At 66.3% G+C, this 17,671-nt stretch carries 18 protein-coding genes; 11 read left to right on the forward strand and 7 right to left on the reverse strand.

What is annotated here, in order from left to right; all coding sequences use genetic code 11:
* Positions 1–3 precede the first annotated feature (3 nt).
* From AB0L58_RS05050 to AB0L58_RS05060, 3 genes are all read right to left on the reverse strand, one after another.
* Positions 4–618 (reverse strand): M15 family metallopeptidase, encoded by a 615-nt coding sequence (locus AB0L58_RS05050; RefSeq protein ID WP_364381249.1) that lies wholly within the window; start codon positions 616–618, stop codon positions 4–6.
* Positions 619–1,230: 612 nt separating this feature from the next.
* Entirely contained in the window at positions 1,231–1,632 is a 402-nt protein-coding gene (locus tag AB0L58_RS05055; protein WP_364381252.1) for a hypothetical protein, read from the reverse strand.
* Between the two features lie 192 nt (positions 1,633–1,824).
* Positions 1,825–3,501, reverse strand: coding sequence for a fumarate hydratase (locus AB0L58_RS05060; RefSeq protein ID WP_364381254.1), 1,677 nt, complete (start codon positions 3,499–3,501; stop codon positions 1,825–1,827).
* Positions 3,502–3,758: 257 nt separating this feature from the next.
* Between AB0L58_RS05060 and AB0L58_RS05065 the strand changes: the two genes are divergently transcribed.
* Positions 3,759–4,229 (forward strand): MarR family winged helix-turn-helix transcriptional regulator, encoded by a 471-nt coding sequence (locus AB0L58_RS05065; protein WP_364381259.1) that lies wholly within the window; start codon positions 3,759–3,761, stop codon positions 4,227–4,229.
* Positions 4,230–4,239: 10 nt separating this feature from the next.
* Here AB0L58_RS05065 and mftD read toward each other — a convergent pair whose 3' ends face one another.
* A complete protein-coding gene (gene mftD / locus AB0L58_RS05070) occupies positions 4,240–5,433 on the reverse strand; it encodes a pre-mycofactocin synthase MftD (RefSeq protein ID WP_364381262.1) in 1,194 nt (397 codons plus the stop codon).
* Positions 5,430–6,158, reverse strand: coding sequence for a mycofactocin biosynthesis peptidyl-dipeptidase MftE (gene mftE, locus AB0L58_RS05075; RefSeq protein WP_364381265.1), 729 nt, complete (start codon positions 6,156–6,158; stop codon positions 5,430–5,432). Before mftE ends, mftD begins: the two co-directional genes overlap by 4 nt.
* A 67-nt stretch (positions 6,159–6,225) precedes the next feature.
* Here mftE and mftR point away from each other — a divergent pair, with 67 nt between their 5' ends.
* The 7 genes from mftR (at position 6,226) to AB0L58_RS05110 (ending at position 12,228) form a co-directional block, all read left to right on the forward strand.
* Positions 6,226–6,843, forward strand: a complete 618-nt coding sequence (gene mftR / locus AB0L58_RS05080; RefSeq protein WP_364381268.1) for a mycofactocin system transcriptional regulator — start codon at positions 6,226–6,228, stop codon at positions 6,841–6,843.
* A 109-nt stretch (positions 6,844–6,952) separates the two neighbouring features.
* A complete protein-coding gene (locus AB0L58_RS05085) occupies positions 6,953–7,861 on the forward strand; it encodes an STAS domain-containing protein (protein ID WP_364381271.1) in 909 nt (302 codons plus the stop codon).
* 12 nt (positions 7,862–7,873) lie between these two features.
* On the forward strand, positions 7,874–8,263 hold the full coding sequence (locus tag AB0L58_RS05090) for an STAS domain-containing protein (protein ID WP_330254751.1): 390 nt from the start codon (positions 7,874–7,876) through the stop codon (positions 8,261–8,263).
* Positions 8,241–8,666 carry an ATP-binding protein gene (locus tag AB0L58_RS05095; RefSeq protein WP_364381274.1) on the forward strand — a complete coding sequence of 142 codons (426 nt, stop codon included), beginning with the start codon at positions 8,241–8,243 and terminating at the stop codon, positions 8,664–8,666. Before AB0L58_RS05090 ends, AB0L58_RS05095 begins: the two co-directional genes overlap by 23 nt.
* Positions 8,659–9,297 (forward strand): SpoIIE family protein phosphatase, encoded by a 639-nt coding sequence (locus tag AB0L58_RS05100; protein ID WP_364381277.1) that lies wholly within the window; start codon positions 8,659–8,661, stop codon positions 9,295–9,297. Before AB0L58_RS05095 ends, AB0L58_RS05100 begins: the two co-directional genes overlap by 8 nt.
* A gap of 173 nt (positions 9,298–9,470) precedes the next feature.
* A complete protein-coding gene (locus AB0L58_RS05105; protein WP_364381280.1) occupies positions 9,471–11,810 on the forward strand; it encodes a SpoIIE family protein phosphatase in 2,340 nt (779 codons plus the stop codon).
* Positions 11,811–11,895: 85 nt separating this feature from the next.
* On the forward strand, positions 11,896–12,228 hold the full coding sequence (locus AB0L58_RS05110) for an STAS domain-containing protein (RefSeq protein WP_364381283.1): 333 nt from the start codon (positions 11,896–11,898) through the stop codon (positions 12,226–12,228).
* A 166-nt stretch (positions 12,229–12,394) separates the two neighbouring features.
* Here the strand turns inward: AB0L58_RS05110 and AB0L58_RS05115 are convergent, their stop codons facing one another.
* Positions 12,395–13,435 carry an LLM class F420-dependent oxidoreductase gene (locus tag AB0L58_RS05115; RefSeq protein ID WP_364381286.1) on the reverse strand — a complete coding sequence of 347 codons (1,041 nt, stop codon included), beginning with the start codon at positions 13,433–13,435 and terminating at the stop codon, positions 12,395–12,397.
* A gap of 117 nt (positions 13,436–13,552) precedes the next feature.
* Between AB0L58_RS05115 and AB0L58_RS05120 the strand changes: the two genes are divergently transcribed.
* The 3 genes from AB0L58_RS05120 (at position 13,553) to AB0L58_RS05130 (ending at position 16,694) form a co-directional block, all read left to right on the forward strand.
* Positions 13,553–14,185: a cyclodeaminase/cyclohydrolase family protein gene (locus AB0L58_RS05120; protein ID WP_364381290.1), complete on the forward strand. Its 633-nt coding sequence runs from the start codon at positions 13,553–13,555 to the stop codon at positions 14,183–14,185.
* Positions 14,186–14,347: 162 nt separating this feature from the next.
* Positions 14,348–15,100, forward strand: a complete 753-nt coding sequence (locus AB0L58_RS05125; RefSeq protein WP_364381293.1) for a L,D-transpeptidase — start codon at positions 14,348–14,350, stop codon at positions 15,098–15,100.
* 892 nt (positions 15,101–15,992) lie between these two features.
* Positions 15,993–16,694: a hypothetical protein gene (locus AB0L58_RS05130; RefSeq protein WP_364381296.1), complete on the forward strand. Its 702-nt coding sequence runs from the start codon at positions 15,993–15,995 to the stop codon at positions 16,692–16,694.
* A 3-nt stretch (positions 16,695–16,697) separates the two neighbouring features.
* Here the strand turns inward: AB0L58_RS05130 and AB0L58_RS05135 are convergent, their stop codons facing one another.
* Positions 16,698–17,606: an NADP-dependent oxidoreductase gene (locus AB0L58_RS05135; RefSeq protein WP_364381299.1), complete on the reverse strand. Its 909-nt coding sequence runs from the start codon at positions 17,604–17,606 to the stop codon at positions 16,698–16,700.
* Positions 17,607–17,671: the final 65 nt, after the last annotated feature.

A 17,671-nucleotide genomic window follows, 5' to 3' on the forward strand; every position in this document is an offset into this window, starting at 1 on the left:
CGGCTACAGCCCGAAGGAGCCGCTCAACCAGGGTGGGAGCGGAATCGACGGCAGGACCGGTAGGCCAGGCGGAACCGACGGGATCGGCGATGACGGTGCCGGGGCGGTGCCGCCGTCGCTCGCATCCGCGCGCAGCGCCGGGCAGGCTCCACCCGGGGCGGTGGCGAGTTCGAAATGCCACCATTCGTTCCGGTAGATCCGGCACAGGCCCCAGCGATTCCCATTCGCCTCGAGCCACTGCGCCCCCGCCTGCGGCCCCACATCGATCGCCCGGCCCTGTACGTGCGTCGACTCGTTGGGCGGCAGCACCCACCGCCGCGCCTCCTCGGGACTGCCGTAGGTCCGCACACCGTCGTCCCACAGCGCCTGCTGCTCGGCAGGCGTGCGGTAGCCCGAGTTGATATACAGCCCGACCCCTTCGGCGTGCGCTTGGTTCTCCGCCTGTGTATAGGCCGTGGCCAGGCCCGGCTCCAGCCCCTCGGTCCCGGCGGCATTACCCGCCACCTGCTCGAGCGGCGCCGCGGCAGCGGCGGGCACGGACAGCCCGGCCGCGACAATCACCGGGAACAATGCGGCGGGTATGCCGAGCAGGGTCCGGGCACGAGGCGTGAGCAGCATGTCCGCGATAGTAGCGGCACCGTGACCGCGGACCCCGCACCTACTCCCCTACGGCCCACACGGCATCGTCGATCGGCGATAGCAACATACCGGCGAACGCGAGGACACCGCCCTGTCCGAACGGACGTTATTCACATAGCTTTCCACATACACACAGCACAATAAATCACCAATGTCCGAAACATCCTGTGCCGCGCCCGATTTGTCGCAGCGGAAATCCCCCTGTCCACAATCTATTCCAGTGTTGTGGAGCACGATCAACAATCCCCCAGCAACCCCCGAGAAACCGGAACCCACCGCGCCTGCACAAGTTTCACGACCTCGCCGGATTCGCCGCCGTCGACGAATTCGAGCCACCGGCGGTCCCCACTTCGCAGCGGCGAGGACTCGATCACCGCATCACACACCATGAACTATGCCCACGTCTCGGTTGTCACGCCCCCGAAGCCGCCGCCCCGATCGGCAACACGATCGCCTACATAGAGGCGACCTCTAGTGCACCGCAGGCCTTTCCGCCGCGAGACCGCATACGTAACGCAGCACGGGCGGCCATCACGCACGAGTGTCGACCGTGCGTGATAGCCACCCGCTATTTATGATGGCGACTGGGTGTCAGGGCCGTACTGAATCCGACCCGCGGATCGCTTCGGCCGCTTCACGATTGCGGTCGATGCGTTCGGCGATCTCCGGGCCGTGCGCCCGCGCATAGGCGATGGCGATCTTGATCTTGCGGGATTCCAGATCGGACTGTTGGCTCAGGACAGCGATGCGACATTCCACCGGACCGTCCAGTTCCTGTAGGCGCGCAACGACTTCCCACACCTCCGGCCCTGCGGCCAATGCCGCACGCCGGTCGGAGATGGGACCGCGGAAAACGATTCCGGGATGGTCGAGCTGATCGAAACCCTCCCGGATCAGGCGGTTGAGCAACAGGGTCGAACTGGTTCCCTCACGAGCGGCGCGTTCGGCCAACCGACGGCTGGCGGATTCCGAGATACGAAACGACGTACTCAATTGCCCTCCTCGATCTCCATCGACACCAGTGCAGCGATGCACCCCTCCGATTCAAGAGTGCCTTGCTTCGTCGGATTGCCACCCCGGCGAACGGGGTGACATTGTGGTGTCCGGACAGGTGCCCTGATGGCTGACCGTTTCGAGCGACCCACAAGCAGTCGCTCGCGGCCCAACGGCCGGTTCGAAAACCGCTCAGACGCGTTCCTTCGATCGGGTGCGCACCCGCAACGCAATCGGCTTCTGCGTTTCCGCGAAGAAGTCGTTGCCCTTGTCGTCGACGACGATGAACGCCGGAAAATCTTCGACCTCGATCTTCCAGACCGCCTCCATGCCCAGCTCCGGATACTCCAGAACTTCCACGGATTTGATGCAGTCCAACGCAAGTCGCGCCGCGGGCCCGCCGATGGAACCGAGATAGAAACCGCCGTGTTCCTTGCACGCCTTGGTCACCTGCGCCGAGCGATTGCCCTTGGCCAGCATGACGAACGACCCGCCCGCGGCCTGGAACTGATCGACGTAGGAGTCCATCCGGCCCGCGGTCGTCGGACCGAACGAACCGGAGGCATAACCCTCGGGCGTCTTCGCCGGGCCCGCGTAGTACACCGCCATCTCGCGCAGGTACTCCGGCATCGGCTCGCCCGCGTCGAGGCGTTCCTTGATCTTGGCGTGCGCGATATCGCGGGCCACCACCAGCGGACCGGTCAGCGAAAGCCGGGTCTTGACCGGGTATTTCGACAGTTCGGCGCGGATATCCGACATCGGCCGATTGAGATCGATCTCGACCACATCGCCGCCGAGTATGGAATCGGTCTGCTCCGGCAGGTAGTGCGCGGGCTCGCGTTCGAGCTGCTCCAGGAACACACCCTCCGGCGTGATCTTGGCCAGCGCCTGGCGGTCGGCCGAGCAGGACACCGCGATGGCGACCGGGCAGCTCGCGCCGTGCCGGGGCAGGCGCACCACGCGCACGTCGTGGCAGAAGTACTTACCGCCGAACTGCGCGCCGATACCGAAGGACTGGGTGAGCTTGAAGACCTCTTCCTCCAGCTCCAGATCTCGGAAGGCATGTGCCGCGAGCGAACCCTCGGTGGGCAGGGTGTCCAGGTAGTGCGCGGACGCGTACTTCGCCGTCTTCAGCGCGAATTCCGCGCTGGTACCGCCGATTACGACCGCGAGATGGTATGGCGGGCAGGCGGCGGTGCCGAGCGAACGGATCTTCTCGTCCAGGAACTCCAGCATGCGCGTGGGATTCAGTACGGCCTTGGTCTCCTGGTACAGAAATGACTTGTTCGCCGAACCACCCCCCTTGGCCATGAACAGGAACTTGTAGGACGGATGCGCGGGATCGCCCGGCGTGGAGTACAGCTCGATCTGCGCGGGCAGATTGGTGCCGGTATTCTTCTCGTCCCACATGGTGATGGGCGCGAGCTGCGAGTAGCGCAGATTCAACTTGGTGTAGGCGTCGAATACGCCGCGGCTGATCCATTCGGCATCGTCGACACCGGTGAGCACACCCTCGGACTTCTTACCCATCACGATCGCGGTGCCGGTGTCCTGACACATCGGCAGGATGCCGCCCGCGGATATGTTGACGTTCTTGAGCAGGTCGAGCGCGACGAAGCGGTCATTACCGCTGGCCTCGGGATCATCGATGATCCTGCGCAGCTGCGAAAGATGCGCGGGCCGCAGGTAGTGGCTGATGTCGTGCATTGCCTCGGCGGTCAGCAGGCGCAGCGCCTCGGGTTCGACCTGCAGGAAGTTGCGGCCGTTGTGTTCGAAGGTGCTGACGCCCTCGGTGGTGATCAACCGGTACGGGGTGTCGTCGGCGCCGATCGGCAGCAGATCTGAATAGCGGAAATCCGGCGCGGTCACGGACGCACTCCTTATTCGGTCTCAGGGCTGACGCCCAGCCGGGGCCTTGGAAAAGGTCTTCGGCAGGCTGGTCACGAGCACAAGGAGCGTATCCAGTAATAAGAGGCCGACCGTTGCTTAGGCAACCCTCACTCGATGCATCCCGCCAAAAGGTTGCACGTTCAACCCCACGAGTGCTACCTCTCAGATCTGGCAGTTGTCGCGCGACATCACGCGGCGGGACAATTCAATGACATGTCAGAGTTTGGAGCGCTCTCGTGACCGATCCCCACTGGCTCGATGACATCGAAATGCGCGCATGGGTGGGATATGTGCGCACCAGGGACCTCATCGCCGCCGCGGTCGGGCGCGACTCATCCCGCGAGTCGAACCTCACCTACGTCGAATACTCGGTGCTGGCCTACCTGGCCGACACACCGGATCACCGACTCACCTTCGCCGATCTCGCCGCCAAACTCGAATGGTCGCAGAGCAGGCTGTCCCACCAGATCACCCGCATGGAGAAGCGTGCGCTGGTCGCCAGGGAACCGATTCCGGACGACGCTCGCCGCACCGCCGCGCGGCTCACCCCGCGCGGCGCCGACGTGCTGGCCACGGCCGCGCCCGCACATGTGCTGAGCGTGCGCAGACATATGGTCGACGTGCTCGACCGCCAGCAATTGGCCGCACTCGCCGATATCTACGACACGCTGCTCGCCCATCACCGAAGCGCCGCGGCCACCGAATAAATCCGTCGGGTCAAGCCGACTGCACGGCCGGGTCCGGCACCCCCAATGCCCGCTCGAACCCGTTCGGCACCACCAGATCGCTCCGATCGAGATCACCAACGCTGGTCTTGCGCAGTCCCAACAACGCCGAATCAATACCGCCGCGCAGGATGTCGAGCACATTCTCGACCCCGGCCTGCCCGTTCGCGGCGAGGCCCCACAGGTAGGCCCGCCCGATCATGACCGCGCGAGCGCCCAGCGCCACCGCCTTCACCACATCGCTACCGCGCCGGATACCACCGTCGAGCACCACCTCTATCTGCGACCCGACCGCAGCGGCCACCACCGGCAATGCCCGAATCGCGGCGGGGGTACCGTCCAGGTTGTTCCCGCCGTGATTGGACACCGAGATCGCCGCGACACCGGCATCGACCGCCCGCAGCGCATCGTCGACGCGCATGACGCCCTTGAGCATGACCGGTCCGTCCCACTGTTCGCAGATCCACGCCACATCACCCCAGTCCGGTGCGGGAGTACCCATCCACTCGCCGTACGCACCGAAGAAGCCGGGCGCCGGACCGTCGCCGACGGCCATATTCGGCGCGGTGAGATCCGGAATGTGGCCGGAGCGAACATAAGTCGCGAGCCAACGCGGGCGCGCCAGGGTCTGCGGCGCGAATTTCAGCATGGTCTTGAAATCCAGCTGCTCCGGGATCACCGGGCTGCCCCAATCGCGCCCGTGCGAGAAGGACCAGTCCAGGGTCAGGATCAGACCGACCGCGCCCGCCGCCTTGGCACGCGACATCCGCTCCCGGATCTCATCTTTCGAACCGCACCAGTACAGCTGGAAGAATGTCGCCGGATTCGCCGCGATGACCTCCTCGATGGGCTTGCTCGCGAAGGAACTGAGCCCCATCGCAATACCGCGTGCCGCCGCCGCACGCGCCACGGCCACCTCACCATCCGGATGCACCGCCTGCACACCGGTCGGCGAGATCAGTACCGGCATCGAAAGCTGCCGACCCAGTACGGTCGTCGACTGGTCCCGAGCACCGATCGGCCCCGCGCAGTGCGGTGCGAAGCCGAGTTCGGTGAAGGCTCGCTCGTTCTCCCCGATGGTTTGGCCGCGCTCGGATCCGGCGATCAGTGCGCCGTATACCGACTTCGGCAGTCGCTTCTTTGCTCGCCGCTGCGCCTCGGCAACGGTTTCGAACCAGGGGTTCACGAGAGGGGTCCTTTCGGGGGAAGCACCGGCCACCACAGCCGGATCCGATCATGCAGGTCAGTGGTCAGTTGGTGGAGCAACGCGGCGCCCTCGTCGGCATTCGCGCCGGTCGGGTCACCGAGAACCCCGTTGGCGCTCACCGCATGCACGCCCTGGGCGCGCAGCAGGGGCAGGATCTCGGCGAGCGGCCGTGTATCACCGGCGACGGCGAGTTCGCTCCGCACCGCATCCGGCCACAGCGCCAATTGCATCGAGGTCTCGGCGCGGCCCGCATGCGGATCACCCGGATAGCGCGGCATGAACACCCGCACATCCCGGGATTCGGTGCGCAGCAACGCCTCCGCCGCGCGCAGCGGTTCGAGATTGCCGCCGTGCCCGTTGACGAGCACGATGCGGGCGAAGGTATCGGTGGCCGAACGGCACAGCTCCACGATCAACAACTCCAGGGCCGCCTGCCCGATCGACAGCGTGCCCGCGAAACCCGCGTGCTCGCCGCTGGCTCCGTACGGGATCGCCGGTGCGACGAGCACATCCGACCGCAGCTCGGCCAGTCGCGTGCACAATGCCACCGCGATATCGGTGTCGGTGGACAGCGGCAGATGCGGTCCGTGTTGTTCGGTCGCCCCGATCGGCACGGCGAGTATCGCGCCCGCGGCCGCGCGCGCCCCGGCCTCCAGCCAGGTCAACCGTGCGACCCCGGTGTGTTCCGCGACACTTTCCACCATGCCGCGAGATTATCGTCAGCCACTGACATAATCAAGATCCGACGGTCGACGCCCATAATCAACAGTCGTGACAGATGCCAAGGTGCGGGGCCGCCCACGCGGTACAACCAAGCGCGAACTCGAACTGATTGCCATGCGACTGTTCACCGAACAGGGCTTCGACGAAACCACCGTCGACCAGATCGCCGCTACCGCGGGCATCAGCGGCCGCACCTTCTTCCGCTACTTCCCCACCAAGGCGGAGGTGCTCTGGTACCAGTTCGACGCCGAGGTCGAGGCGCTGCGCGCGGCGTTCGCCACCGTGCCCGACGAGGTCCCGATGATGACCGCCGTGCGCCGAGTCGTAGTGAACGCCAACCGATATCGCGCCGAAGACGTGCCCGAACTGCGCATTCGCATGCAGCTCGTCGGCGGCATTCCGGCGCTCGCCGCCACCGCGGGCGCGCATTACGACGCCTGGGAGCGGGCCGTGAGCGCCTTCGCCGCACGTCGACTCGGCGTACCGGAGGACAGCCTGCTCGCGATGGCGGTCGGTCGCACCACCCTGGCCGCCGCGCGCGCGGCCTTCGATGCCTGGCTCACCCGCGCCGACGCCGACCTCACGGTCTATCTCGACGAAGCGCTCGCGGCCCTGGCACGCGGATTCGCACCGCCGGTCGAGAATCCGGATCTACCATCTAGCTAACGGCAGGTTTCACCGGCGACCGGGATGGGGTATGACTAGGCTCGGTGTCGGCAGGCAGCCGAACGCACGACTTTTCCCGACAAACCCGTCGAAAGGGGCTGGAGTTTCCATGTCCGAGGTGTCCATGAGCCTTTCGGCGGATTCTCTGCCCGTAGGACCGGTCGACAATCTGCTTCCGCAGCTGGTCGAGCACCTGCGGCAGAACCGAACCGGGCTGCGCGAGGAATGGGCGCGACGCATCACCGAAGCTCAACTGCTGACCGCGATGACCCCGGAGGAGATCTTCTCCGAGGCGACCTCCATGTACGACAACTACGTCGAGGTGCTCGTGACCGGTAGCGTCGAGGCGCTGCAGGCCTACGCCCGCGACCTGTCCGAGCGCATTATTCCGAGAGGAGTCGAGACCGACGAGGTCCTCGGCATCGTGCTGCTCCTGCGTGACGTGCTGGCCCGCTCGCTGTTCGAGAAATACCAGGCCGACTTCGAATTACTGAACGCGGTGCTGGATGCCTACGAGCCCGCCGCGAACCGCATCGCGAGCACCGTGGCGATCTCGTTCGTGCAGGAGCGCGAGCGCGTCATCCGCCAGCAGCAGGAAGCCATCCGCGAGCTGTCCACCCCCGTGCTCCAGGTGCGTGAGCAGCTGCTCATCCTGCCGATCATCGGTGTGCTCGACTCGCAGCGCGCCCGTCAGCTGACCGAACAGCTACTGCGCGCCATCCGCGCCAATCGCGCAAAGGTGGTCGTCATCGACATCACCGGTGTGCCCGCGATCGACTCCACGGTGGCCAACCACCTGGTGCAGACCGTCGACGCGTCCGGTCTGATGGGTGCCAATGTGATCATCACCGGCCTGTCCTCCGAAATCGCCCTCACCCTGGTAACCATCGGCCTCGACCTGTCCAAGATGAATGCGGTCGGTGACCTCCAAGGAGGTATCGAAGAGGCCGAACGCCTACTCGGTTATGAGGTGACTCGCGTCACGGATCGAATGCTCACCGAACGCGATGGGCGCTGATCGGGCCCACCTATGCCGGTTCCGATACTCAAACAAGGCACCTATCTAATCGCGTCGGTCCAGTCCGCCTTGACCGACGCGGATACCGAACGCCTCCAGGACGACCTGATGAAACAGGTCAGCAAATACCGTGCGCACGGGATCATCGTGGACGTCACCGCGATCGATGTCATGGATTCGTTCGCGGCCAGATCGCTGCGTACCATCGCGCACATGACGCAGCTCCGCGGTGCCGAGACGGTCATCGTCGGACTCCAGCCCGAAGTCGCATTCGCCATGGTGCAACTGGGCCTCACCTTCGAAGGCATGCACACCGCCCTCGATTTGGAAGAGGGCTTGGCATGGCTGAACGCCAAAACCCCGGCCCGCCGCCAGCGAGATGGTCGTGACAGTGGCCGCTGAGAACTTGGTGATCGCGGTCAGGGTGTCGGGTGACATCGTGACCGCGCGTCAAGCCGGACGGGAGCTGGCGGCCAAGCTCGGTTTTTCTCTGACAGATATGACCATGATCTCGACGGCGATCTCCGAGATCGCCCGGAACATAACCAGTTATGCGGGCAGTGGTGAGATACGTTTGCTGGTCGATGATCGGGAGGGTCGCCAAGCCCTGGTCGTCCAGGCCGAGGACCAAGGCCCCGGCATCCGCGATATCGCCCGCGCACTCGACGACGGGTACTCCACCGGCCGTGGCCTCGGACTCGGCCTACCCGGCGCGCGGCGGCTGATGGACCGGCTCACCGTCGAGTCCGCACCCGGTCGCGGCACGTTGGTGGAGATGTGGAAGTGGGTACCCAACGGTGCATGAGGACGGGATCATCGGCCGGATCGAATGGGCGGTGGCCGGCCGTGCACTGCCCGGCCAGCGGGTCTCCGGTGATCGCGGCGTGGTTCTCGACTCGGGCGGCGGTGCGGTGCTCTTCGCCGTCCTCGACGGACTCGGCCACGGCGCGGCGGCCGCGGACGCCGCCGATCGCGCAGCGCAGGTGCTCTCGGAGAATCGCGCCGAACCGCTGGATGTCCTGATGGTGCTGTGTCATCGGGCCATGGCCGACACCCGAGGTGCGGCAGTGTCGTTGGCGCTGTTCGGCGCATCCGATACGGTGCATTGGCTCGGGGTCGGCAATGTCGAATCCCGGATTCTGACCGCGGGCCCGGTCGGGCTCGCCATGCGCGCGACGGTCCTGATGACCGGTGGCATCGTCGGCTATCGGCTACCCCAGCATCTACAGGTGCAGACCGTTCCGGTGCGGCCGGGCGATCTGCTGCTGATGTCGACCGACGGCATCGTCACCGAATCCGCCGACAGCGGCATCGATCCGTCCAAATCCACCGCCGAGATCACCGCCGAAATCCTGGCCAGGCATGCCAAGGACACCGACGACGCATTGGTGCTCGCGGCCCGCCGTCGGGGCGGCGTTATGGAGGCACCAGCGTGAACGGCGGACTCCCATGAGCGAGCGTAGCGAGCGAACAATCGGCGCAGCCGCCACCGCGGTCATGGCGGAGCCGAGCGCTAGCGAGGCGGAGACATGAGCGAGCGTAGCGAGCGAACAATCGGCGCAGCCGCCACCGCGGTCATGGCGGAGCCGAGCGCTAGCGAGGCGGAGACATGAGCGCGGCGCTGGCCGCATTTCTCGACGCCTACGCGGATGCGCTACGGCGGCACCTGAACTCACCGTCGCAGGCCGGTCTCGGGGAGGGGTACGAACTCGGCCGCCGTGCCCTCGTCGAAGGCATCAGCCTGCTCGATCTCACCGAAAACCATTACCGCGTAGTACAAGCCACGGAATCGGGCACCGCGGGCGCGGACGAATCCGCCAAACATGCCGAGACCGCACTGGAATTCCTGCTGCAGACCCTCGCGGCACTGGATATCGCCACCCGCGGCTATATCGACGGCACCCGCCGCGCCGAACAACAGCGTTCGCGCATCGACGATCTCGCGGGGCGCGACGCCTTCCGCACCGCCTTGGTGGAGTCGCTGCAGGACGGCTTCTTCGTAGCCGACGCGCGCGGCACCATCATCGAGGTCAACTCGGCCTTCGGCGCACTGACCGGTTACGGCGCATCGGAACTTCCGTTCCCGCTGCCCCATCCGTGGTCCACGCCCGAGGGGCCGCGCTATCCCGATCTCGGTAGCGAGGCACAGCGTTTCGTGATTCCGGTCAAGCATCGCGACGGCCGCACGGTGTGGCTCGCGGTGAGTACCAGTGCGATGGTCGAACCGGAGAAGTACGAGCAGATCTTCGTCGGCACCATCCGCGATGTCACCGCCGAACACGATGCGCAGGCCCGCGATCAGGCGGCGTCACGACTGGCCACCGCGGTCGGCGCGGCGACGAGCGTGGTCGAGGTGCTCGCCGTCGGGCTGGACGAACTGCGGCGCACCGTCGGTGCGGAAACCGCGGTGGTGATGGTGTGGCCCAACCGCAATACCGGTCCGGAGACGTATGTCTCGGGGGCCGAGGGTGTTCCGGAGGGCTCGGTGGTCGATGCCAGGGCGCGGGCGCTGCTGGATCGGGCGCGGCGCCGTCCGGCACGCAGCCTGTTCGCCATTCCGGAGGGCACCGAAAGTTCCGAGGGTATCGTCGCCCCGCTCGGTGAGACCGGCGATGCGTCCCTGTGGCTGCGCTTCGCCGCACCGCGCGCCGTCAGCGCCGCCGATTGGACATTGTTCTCGCTGCTCATCGGACATTTGAGTCTGGCGGTGCAGCGGGCGCGCAACTTCGATCAGGCACGCTCGACCTCGCTGACGCTGCAGCGCGCCATGTTGGGTCCGATCGAACTTCCGCCGCGGTTCTCGGTGCACTACGAGCCCGCGCTGCCGCCGCTGGAGATCGGCGGCGACTGGTACGACGTGGTGCCGCTGCGTGACGGCACCATCGGCGTCGTGGTCGGCGACTGTGTCGGACGTGGTCTGTCCGCGGCCGTCGTGATGGGCCAATTGCGTACGGCCGCACGGGCTCTGCTGCTACGCGGGGCGGGCCCGGCGCAGCTGCTCGCGGAGCTCGACACCGTCGCGGGCCGGATTCCGGGCGCGATGTGCACGACGGTCTGCGCCGCCGTCCTCGATCCGGTGCGCGGGCTGGTCCGCTACAGCAGCGCCGGACATATGCCGCCGATTCTTGCCGATGTCGGTCAGCCGGGCCGAATGCTCGAGGGCGGGCGCGCGGTACCGCTGGCCACCTTCGATACGCCACGACGTCCCGAGGCCACCACGGCGCTGACTCCGGGTTCGACGCTGGTGCTGTTCACCGACGGACTGGTCGAACAGCGTGGCGTCGATATCGATGACAGTTTCGGCAAGATCTCGGCGGTGCTGGCCGATACCGCGGGCAAGCTGCCGCGCGAGGTCGCTGATGCCGTGCTCTCCCGGCTGCGTCCGGCCGCAGGCTACGACGATGACGTCGCCATGGTCGTCTACCGGCAACCCCCGGCGCCGCTGCGGCTCGCGATTCCGGCCAATCCGGATCAGCTCTCGGCCATGCGCAAGCGGCTCAAGGCCTGGCTCGCCGCTGCCGCGGTACCGCACGATCTCGCCTCCGACCTCATCGCCGCGGCGAACGAGGCCTGTAGCAACAGCATCGAACACGCCTACCGCAACGGCGGTGGGCCGGTGGCCCGCGCGATCAGCTCCACGGCCGAATTGCTCGGCCGGGCCACCAGCCCCGCGGCGGCCACCACCGATCCTGGACTCGTCGAATTGACCGCCGAATGTGACACCCAAAAGGTCGTCATATTGGTCACCGACACCGGAACGTGGAAACCACGCTCCGCCGATCCGGGGCCGCGCGGACGCGGTATCGACATGATGCGGGCATTGACCGAAGAATTGGAGATAGACCACACCGGGCTGGGCACCCGCGTCCGCATGTCGGTAACCTTGCCCGCGATCAAATCCCCAGTAGCGAACCCACTTCGTGGCACGAACCGCCAGATTTCTGGCTGAGGAACGCAGCGCGAAGGGCGGGTTCATGGCAGATTGTGATGATGTGACAAACAACTCCGGAGACGCGTATCCCCTGGCGGACACGATGACCACCACAGTCGAGGCACACGATGGCGCGACCGTGCTCACAGTTTCCGGCGAGGTCGATCTGGCGACCGCGCCAGCGCTGGAGAACACTATCGAGGCCATCCTCACCGGTAAACCGGCGGCCCTTATCATCGACTTGACCGGTGTCAGCTTCCTCGCCTCGGCGGGGATGGCAACGCTGGTGGCGGCGCATCAGCGGGCCGGTGACGCGACGACCATCGTGGTCGTCGCGGACGGTCCGGCCACCAGTCGGCAGCTCAAGATGACGAGCCTCGATCAGGTGTTCGCACTGCACACCACCTTGGCCGAGGCGCTGGCCGCGCTCCGGTAGCGCCGATTCAGCGGCACTTCGACCGCAGCTTTACCCGGTTATCCGACCGCAACCGAGCGAGTTACGAGCGACGTTCGCGGCCCGTCTCGCGGCCGAGTGGCCGAAGCGCATGCGACGAAGTCGCAAGTCTCGACCGCTCGGCCGCGAGGCCCGCCCGCGCCGCAAATCAGGCACAGAGTTCGCGCAATTGCTCGATCAGTTTCACGCGCTCGGCCGAGGTCGCCGCCATCGGGACCACATTCAGCACCGTGACACCGGCCTCGCGGAATGCGGCGACCCGCTCCTTCACGAATCCAGCAGGGCCGACCAGCGAGATATCGCGAACCAGATCGTCCGGGACCACCTTGGCGGCCTCTTCCTTCTTGCCCGCCAGGTACAGCTCCTGGATCCGGTCCGCCTCGGCCCCGTATCCGTACTTGGTGGCCAGCGTGTGATAGAAGTTCTTGCCCTTGGCGCCCATACCGCCGATGTAGAGCGCCAGATGCGGCTTCACGAATTCCAGTAGCGGCGTGACATTCTCGCCGATGGCCAGTGCGGGCCCGGCATAGACGTCCAGCTCGCCGAGGATCGGATCACGCTTGGCCAGACCGGCATCCAGTGATCGACCCCAGATCTCCTTGGCCTTCTCCGGCACGAAGAAGATCGGCTGCCAGCCCTCGGCGATCTCCGCGGCCAGCTCCACATTCTTCGGGCCGAGGGCGGCCAGCAGCACCGGAATGCGTTCGCGCACCGGATGATTGATCAACTTGAGCGGTTTGCCGAGGCCGGTGCCCCGATCGGCGGGCAACGGGATCTGATAGTACTTGCCCTGGTACTCCAGCCGCTCACGACGCCACACCTTGCGGCAGATCTCCACCAGTTCCCTGGTGCGTCCGATGGGTGCGTCATAGGGGACGCCGTGGAAGCCCTCGATCACCTGCGGGCCCGACGCGCCGAGGCCGAGCACGTACCGGCCGTCGGAGACGAAATCCAGGCCGGCGGCGGTCATCGCGGTCAGGCTCGGTGTGCGGGTGTAAATCTGCAGGATGCCCGAGGCCAGCTGCAGCCGGGTGGTCTTGGCCGCCAGATACCCGAGCGCGCTCACCGCGTCGAACGAGTAGGCCTCCGGCACGAACACGATGTCGAGTCCGGCCCTTTCGAGGTCGGCCACCTCGGCGGCCGCCTCTTTGAAGCCGCCCGAGTAGTTGATGCTCAATCCGATCCGCATAACACTCAACATAACCGCAGCTACGCACCAGCCGCGCACCGGCCACCCCGGCGCGAGCGGTAGCGTATTCGCCGTAGTTCTCCACTGTCGTCGCAGGAAAACGAAAGGCCACCCGCCGTGTCGCAGCCCGCCTTCGCTGAGGCCACACTCGCGCAGTACCTGACCGACCTGGCCGCGAAGGTACCCGCACCAGGTGGCGGCGCCGTCGCCGCACTGCACGCCGCACAGGGCGCCGCGCTGGTCGCGATGGTCGCGCGCTATACGACCCGGGCCAAAGATGCCGAGCACCGGCCGGTCATCGACCGGATTATCGAGGCGGCCGACGCGGCTCGCGACCGCGCGCTGGCCCTCGCCGATGCCGATGCCGCGGCATTCACCGCCGTCGGCAGCGCCTACAAGTTGCCGAAGAATTCCCCGGAGCAGGCCGCCGCGCGCGGCGATGCCATTACCGCCGCGCTGCTCGAGGCGGCCCGAGTGCCCGCCGCGGTCGTCGCCGAGGCCGACGAGGTGCTCTCACTCGCCGCCGAACTGCTGCCGATAGGCAATCCCAATGTGGTCACCGATATCGGCGCCGCCGCCGATGCGGCGCGGGCCGCGGCCACCAGTTCGCAGCTCAATATCGAAATCAATGTCGGCTCGCTCGGCGCCGAATACGGCGCCGAGTTCGCGAGCGTGCTGATCCGTATCGACGAGATCACCGCCCGCGCGGACGCACTGCACGCCGACGTATTGCACGCCGTGCGCGGCTGAATTCGACCGAACGGTCGGATCGTTTGTCCGGTCATGTGCCGGGTATGTCGCCCCTATACGACAATGTGGACTCGGACGGCCGTTACGGAACCGGTACGTCGAGTTGATCATGAAGTCCTAGAATGGATTTCTGCGTCCCACACCAGCGTGAAGGGGTGGACCATGCGGAGCGCACTCAGATACCTGTTCCTCGCGACCACCGTCGTCGCCTCGGCGGCATTCGGGCCCGGACCCGCAATTGCCACCACGATTATCGAACCCAGCGCCGACGCGGTTGCGACGATCTCCCCGTCGACAGGCCAGGAAGTCGGCATCGCGGCACCTGTGACGATTCGGTTCGCCAACCCGGTCGCCGACCGCGACCGCGCCGAACGACTGGTCGATATCCGGGCCACCGATCAGCTGCCGGGCACCTTGTCGTGGGCAAGCGATCGCGAATTGACTTGGACGCCAACGGGTTTCCTGCCCGCTCGGGCGCCGATCTCGGTGCAGGTCGGTACCGCGCGCACGGAGTTCCGCACCAATGCGGGTGTGGTGGGTGACGCCGATATGTCGGCACACACCTTCACCGTGAGCATCGGCGGTGCGGTCGCGCGATCGATGCCGGCATCCATGGGCAAGCCGGGCTGGGAAACACCGACCGGTACCTTCCCGGTGCTGGAAAAGTTCCGTTCGGTCGTCTTCGATTCGCGCACCATCGGAATCCCGCTGAGCTCGCCCGAGGGCTACGTCATCAATGGCGAGTACGCCGAACGCCTCACGTGGGGTGGCGTTTTCGTGCACTCCGCACCATGGTCGGTGGATTCGCAGGGCTACGCCAACGTCAGCCACGGCTGCATCAACCTGGCTCCCGACGACGCCGCGTGGTACTACGAAACCGTCGGCATCGGCGATCCCGTCACCGTGCACTGGTGAGTCGCAAACAATCCGTTTTCCTTCCCGACACCGCCCCCCAATGTCGTCACGCGCGGTAAACCTGGCAGTATCCTGCCGGGGTTGATACAACTGCGGGACACACGTGATCGTATGACCTGATGAAGGTGGGGCGATGGATCGACCGGATATGACCTCGCGGGCGAATTCCGGCCCGCAGCCGGGCGCTGCGCCACAACAACCGCTCGGTGCGCCGAGGGAATGCCCGGCTCAGACACCGCCGAATCCGTTCCACCGGATCGGCTTCACGGAGGACACCGCGCCGACCGGGCCGATACCGCGGATCCCGATCGATGGCACACCCATCGACCCGGGACCACTACGGCGCGTTCCGATCGACCGCGCCGCAACGCAATCCGGGCCGCTGCCCCGAGTGCCGGTCGACCGGGCGCCGACGGATACGGACCCGTTCCGGCGCATTCGCGGTCACCATGCTCCCGGTGGTCAGGCTCCGAGTGTCCAGACGCCGCATCCCCAGGCGCCGCAAGTCCAGGACCCGGAGCAAACCGGGCCGATACCGCGGATCCCGAGCCAGGAAGTCCCCACGCGTCCGGCTCCGGCGCCGCATGTCTCGACGCACCAGGATGCGCCGGACAGCGAGCAGCAATCGCTGACATTGCCGGAGCCGATCCGTCCGGCGCCCGTCTCCCGGAACCCGCGCCCACCTGCGCCTGCCGCGTCGCGTCCGCTCCAGCACCCGCCTGTTCCGCAAGATCCGAACTGGCATGCGCCTGTTGCCCAGGCACCGTACCGTGGGGCTCCGGTCCGGCCGGATCCGATGCACCAGAACCCGATTCGTTCAGAGGCCGTCGACGCAGCAGCTGTCCGGCACGATCCGAGCCACTGTGCACCGGGCCTATACCAACAGGATCCGTTGCAGCAGAATCCGATTCAGGCAGCCGATGGGGAGTCCGCACGGCAGCAGCTGGACTATGGCGACTGGTCCGAGTGGGTCGAGGAACTTCCCGAGGAGCCGAATCCGCCTGCGCCGGACTATTTCCGACATGAGGCGGCATTGGCGGCCATGATCGACCGGTCCGGGGGGAATCGGTCGAAGCGCCGATGGATGCCCGTGCTGGTCGGGTCCGTCGCGGCGGCCGGACTGCTGGTGGTGGCGTTCGTGCAAATTCGGCCGAATCCGCAACCGGCGACGGTGGCCTCGTCGACGCCCAGTCAGGTCGCGGTCGCCGGATCTACCTCCGCCGCGCAGTGCCCGGCCGAGCGGGTCGGCGACACCATTACCGGCAACGGTGCGGGCGGGATGGATTCCGGACCGGGCGTCATCTTCGCGTTCCAATACGCTTATTACGTCACCCGGTCCGGTGCGGCGACCCGAGAGTTCGTGACCCCCAACGCATCCGTCTCCCCCGCCGGTACGATTCAGCGGGGCATCGATGGCATTCCGGTCGGTACCACTCACTGCATCAGCATTACGCCGGGTGCCTCGGTCGGCCAGTACCTGGTGCAGGTGATCGAGTATCGGCCGGATTCGACATCGATCGCCTACAAGCCCCAGGTCGTCACGACGGCGCGGGTGGGCAACCAGACGCTCATCACCGGAATCGGCGCGGCCTGACCGTCACACCGGCGAATTCCACGGCACCAGTACGATCTTTCCGCGGACGCGCCCGGATTCAATCAGGTGATGAGCCTTGACCACGTCGGCCATCGGTAGCACCTGGTCGATCTCGACGCGCAGCCGACCCGCCGCGAGCAGGGCGGCGAGCTCGCGTAGATCGCGGCCGGACGGATCGACATACAGCCGCTCATAGCGGGGATCGTCCTCGGCATCATTGCCCTGCGCGTCGATCAGTCGACCATCCGCGGCGAGTACCGGCAGCGACCGTGACCCGTAGTCACCGCCGACGAGATCGAAGACGATGTCGACAGCACGCACCACATCCGCGAAATCGCTTGTCGTGTAATCGATCACTTCGTCGGCGCCGATACCGCGCAGGAATTCGTGGTTGGCGGCGCGGGCCGTGCCGATCACGTACGCGCCGCGCTCCTTCGCGATCTGCACCGCGAAATGTCCGACGCCACCTGCCGCGGCATGTACCAGCACGTGTTGTCCAGCAACGACTTCGGCCAGTCCCTGCCAGGCGGTCAGTGCCGCGGTCGGCACGGCGGCTGCGTGGATGTGGTCCAGGATCGCCGGCTTCGGTGCGAGGAAATCCGCCTGCGCCACAACGTATTCCGCATAGGTACCGGACCGGCTGAGCACCATGCCGTAGACCTCGTCCCCGATCCGGAATTCCTCGACACCGGCGCCGACCGCATCGACGATCCCGGAGACATCGAAGCCGAGGGTGAACGGCGGATCCCACAGTTTGCGCACCAATCCGGACCGCAGCTTCCAGTCCGCGGCATTCATACCGGTGGCGGCGACCCGCACCACCACCTCACCCGGTCCGGCGCTCGGACGATCGACCTCGACGATTTCCAGGACCTCGGGACCACCGAATGTTCGTTGCGTAATTGCGAGCATGCCACCGATTCTGCGGTCCCTTAGTATCCAAGGGAAAGAAGGCACTTCAATGATCCCGAGGTACC

Origin of the sequence: Nocardia sp. NPDC052112 (assembly GCF_040680135.1) — a bacterium.
In the GTDB taxonomy this organism is placed as follows: Bacteria; Actinomycetota; Actinomycetes; order Mycobacteriales; family Mycobacteriaceae; genus Nocardia.

What these genes read in the sequence shown, in the direction of transcription:
- AB0L58_RS05135 (WP_364381299.1), bottom strand. Translation starts at nt 17,606, where the DNA reads ATGCTCGCAATTACGCAACGAACATTCGGTGGTCCCGAGGTCCTGGAA.
- mftE (WP_364381265.1), bottom strand. Translation starts at nt 6,158, where the DNA reads ATGGTGGAAAGTGTCGCGGAACACACCGGGGTCGCACGGTTGACCTGG.
- AB0L58_RS05090 (WP_330254751.1), top strand. Translation starts at nt 7,874, where the DNA reads ATGCCGGTTCCGATACTCAAACAAGGCACCTATCTAATCGCGTCGGTC.
- AB0L58_RS05095 (WP_364381274.1), top strand. Translation starts at nt 8,241, where the DNA reads ATGGTCGTGACAGTGGCCGCTGAGAACTTGGTGATCGCGGTCAGGGTG.
- AB0L58_RS05125 (WP_364381293.1), top strand. Translation starts at nt 14,348, where the DNA reads ATGCGGAGCGCACTCAGATACCTGTTCCTCGCGACCACCGTCGTCGCC.
- AB0L58_RS05050 (WP_364381249.1), bottom strand. Translation starts at nt 618, where the DNA reads ATGCTGCTCACGCCTCGTGCCCGGACCCTGCTCGGCATACCCGCCGCA.
- AB0L58_RS05115 (WP_364381286.1), bottom strand. Translation starts at nt 13,435, where the DNA reads ATGCGGATCGGATTGAGCATCAACTACTCGGGCGGCTTCAAAGAGGCG.
- AB0L58_RS05105 (WP_364381280.1), top strand. Translation starts at nt 9,471, where the DNA reads ATGAGCGCGGCGCTGGCCGCATTTCTCGACGCCTACGCGGATGCGCTA.
- AB0L58_RS05110 (WP_364381283.1), top strand. Translation starts at nt 11,896, where the DNA reads ATGACCACCACAGTCGAGGCACACGATGGCGCGACCGTGCTCACAGTT.
- AB0L58_RS05085 (WP_364381271.1), top strand. Translation starts at nt 6,953, where the DNA reads ATGTCCGAGGTGTCCATGAGCCTTTCGGCGGATTCTCTGCCCGTAGGA.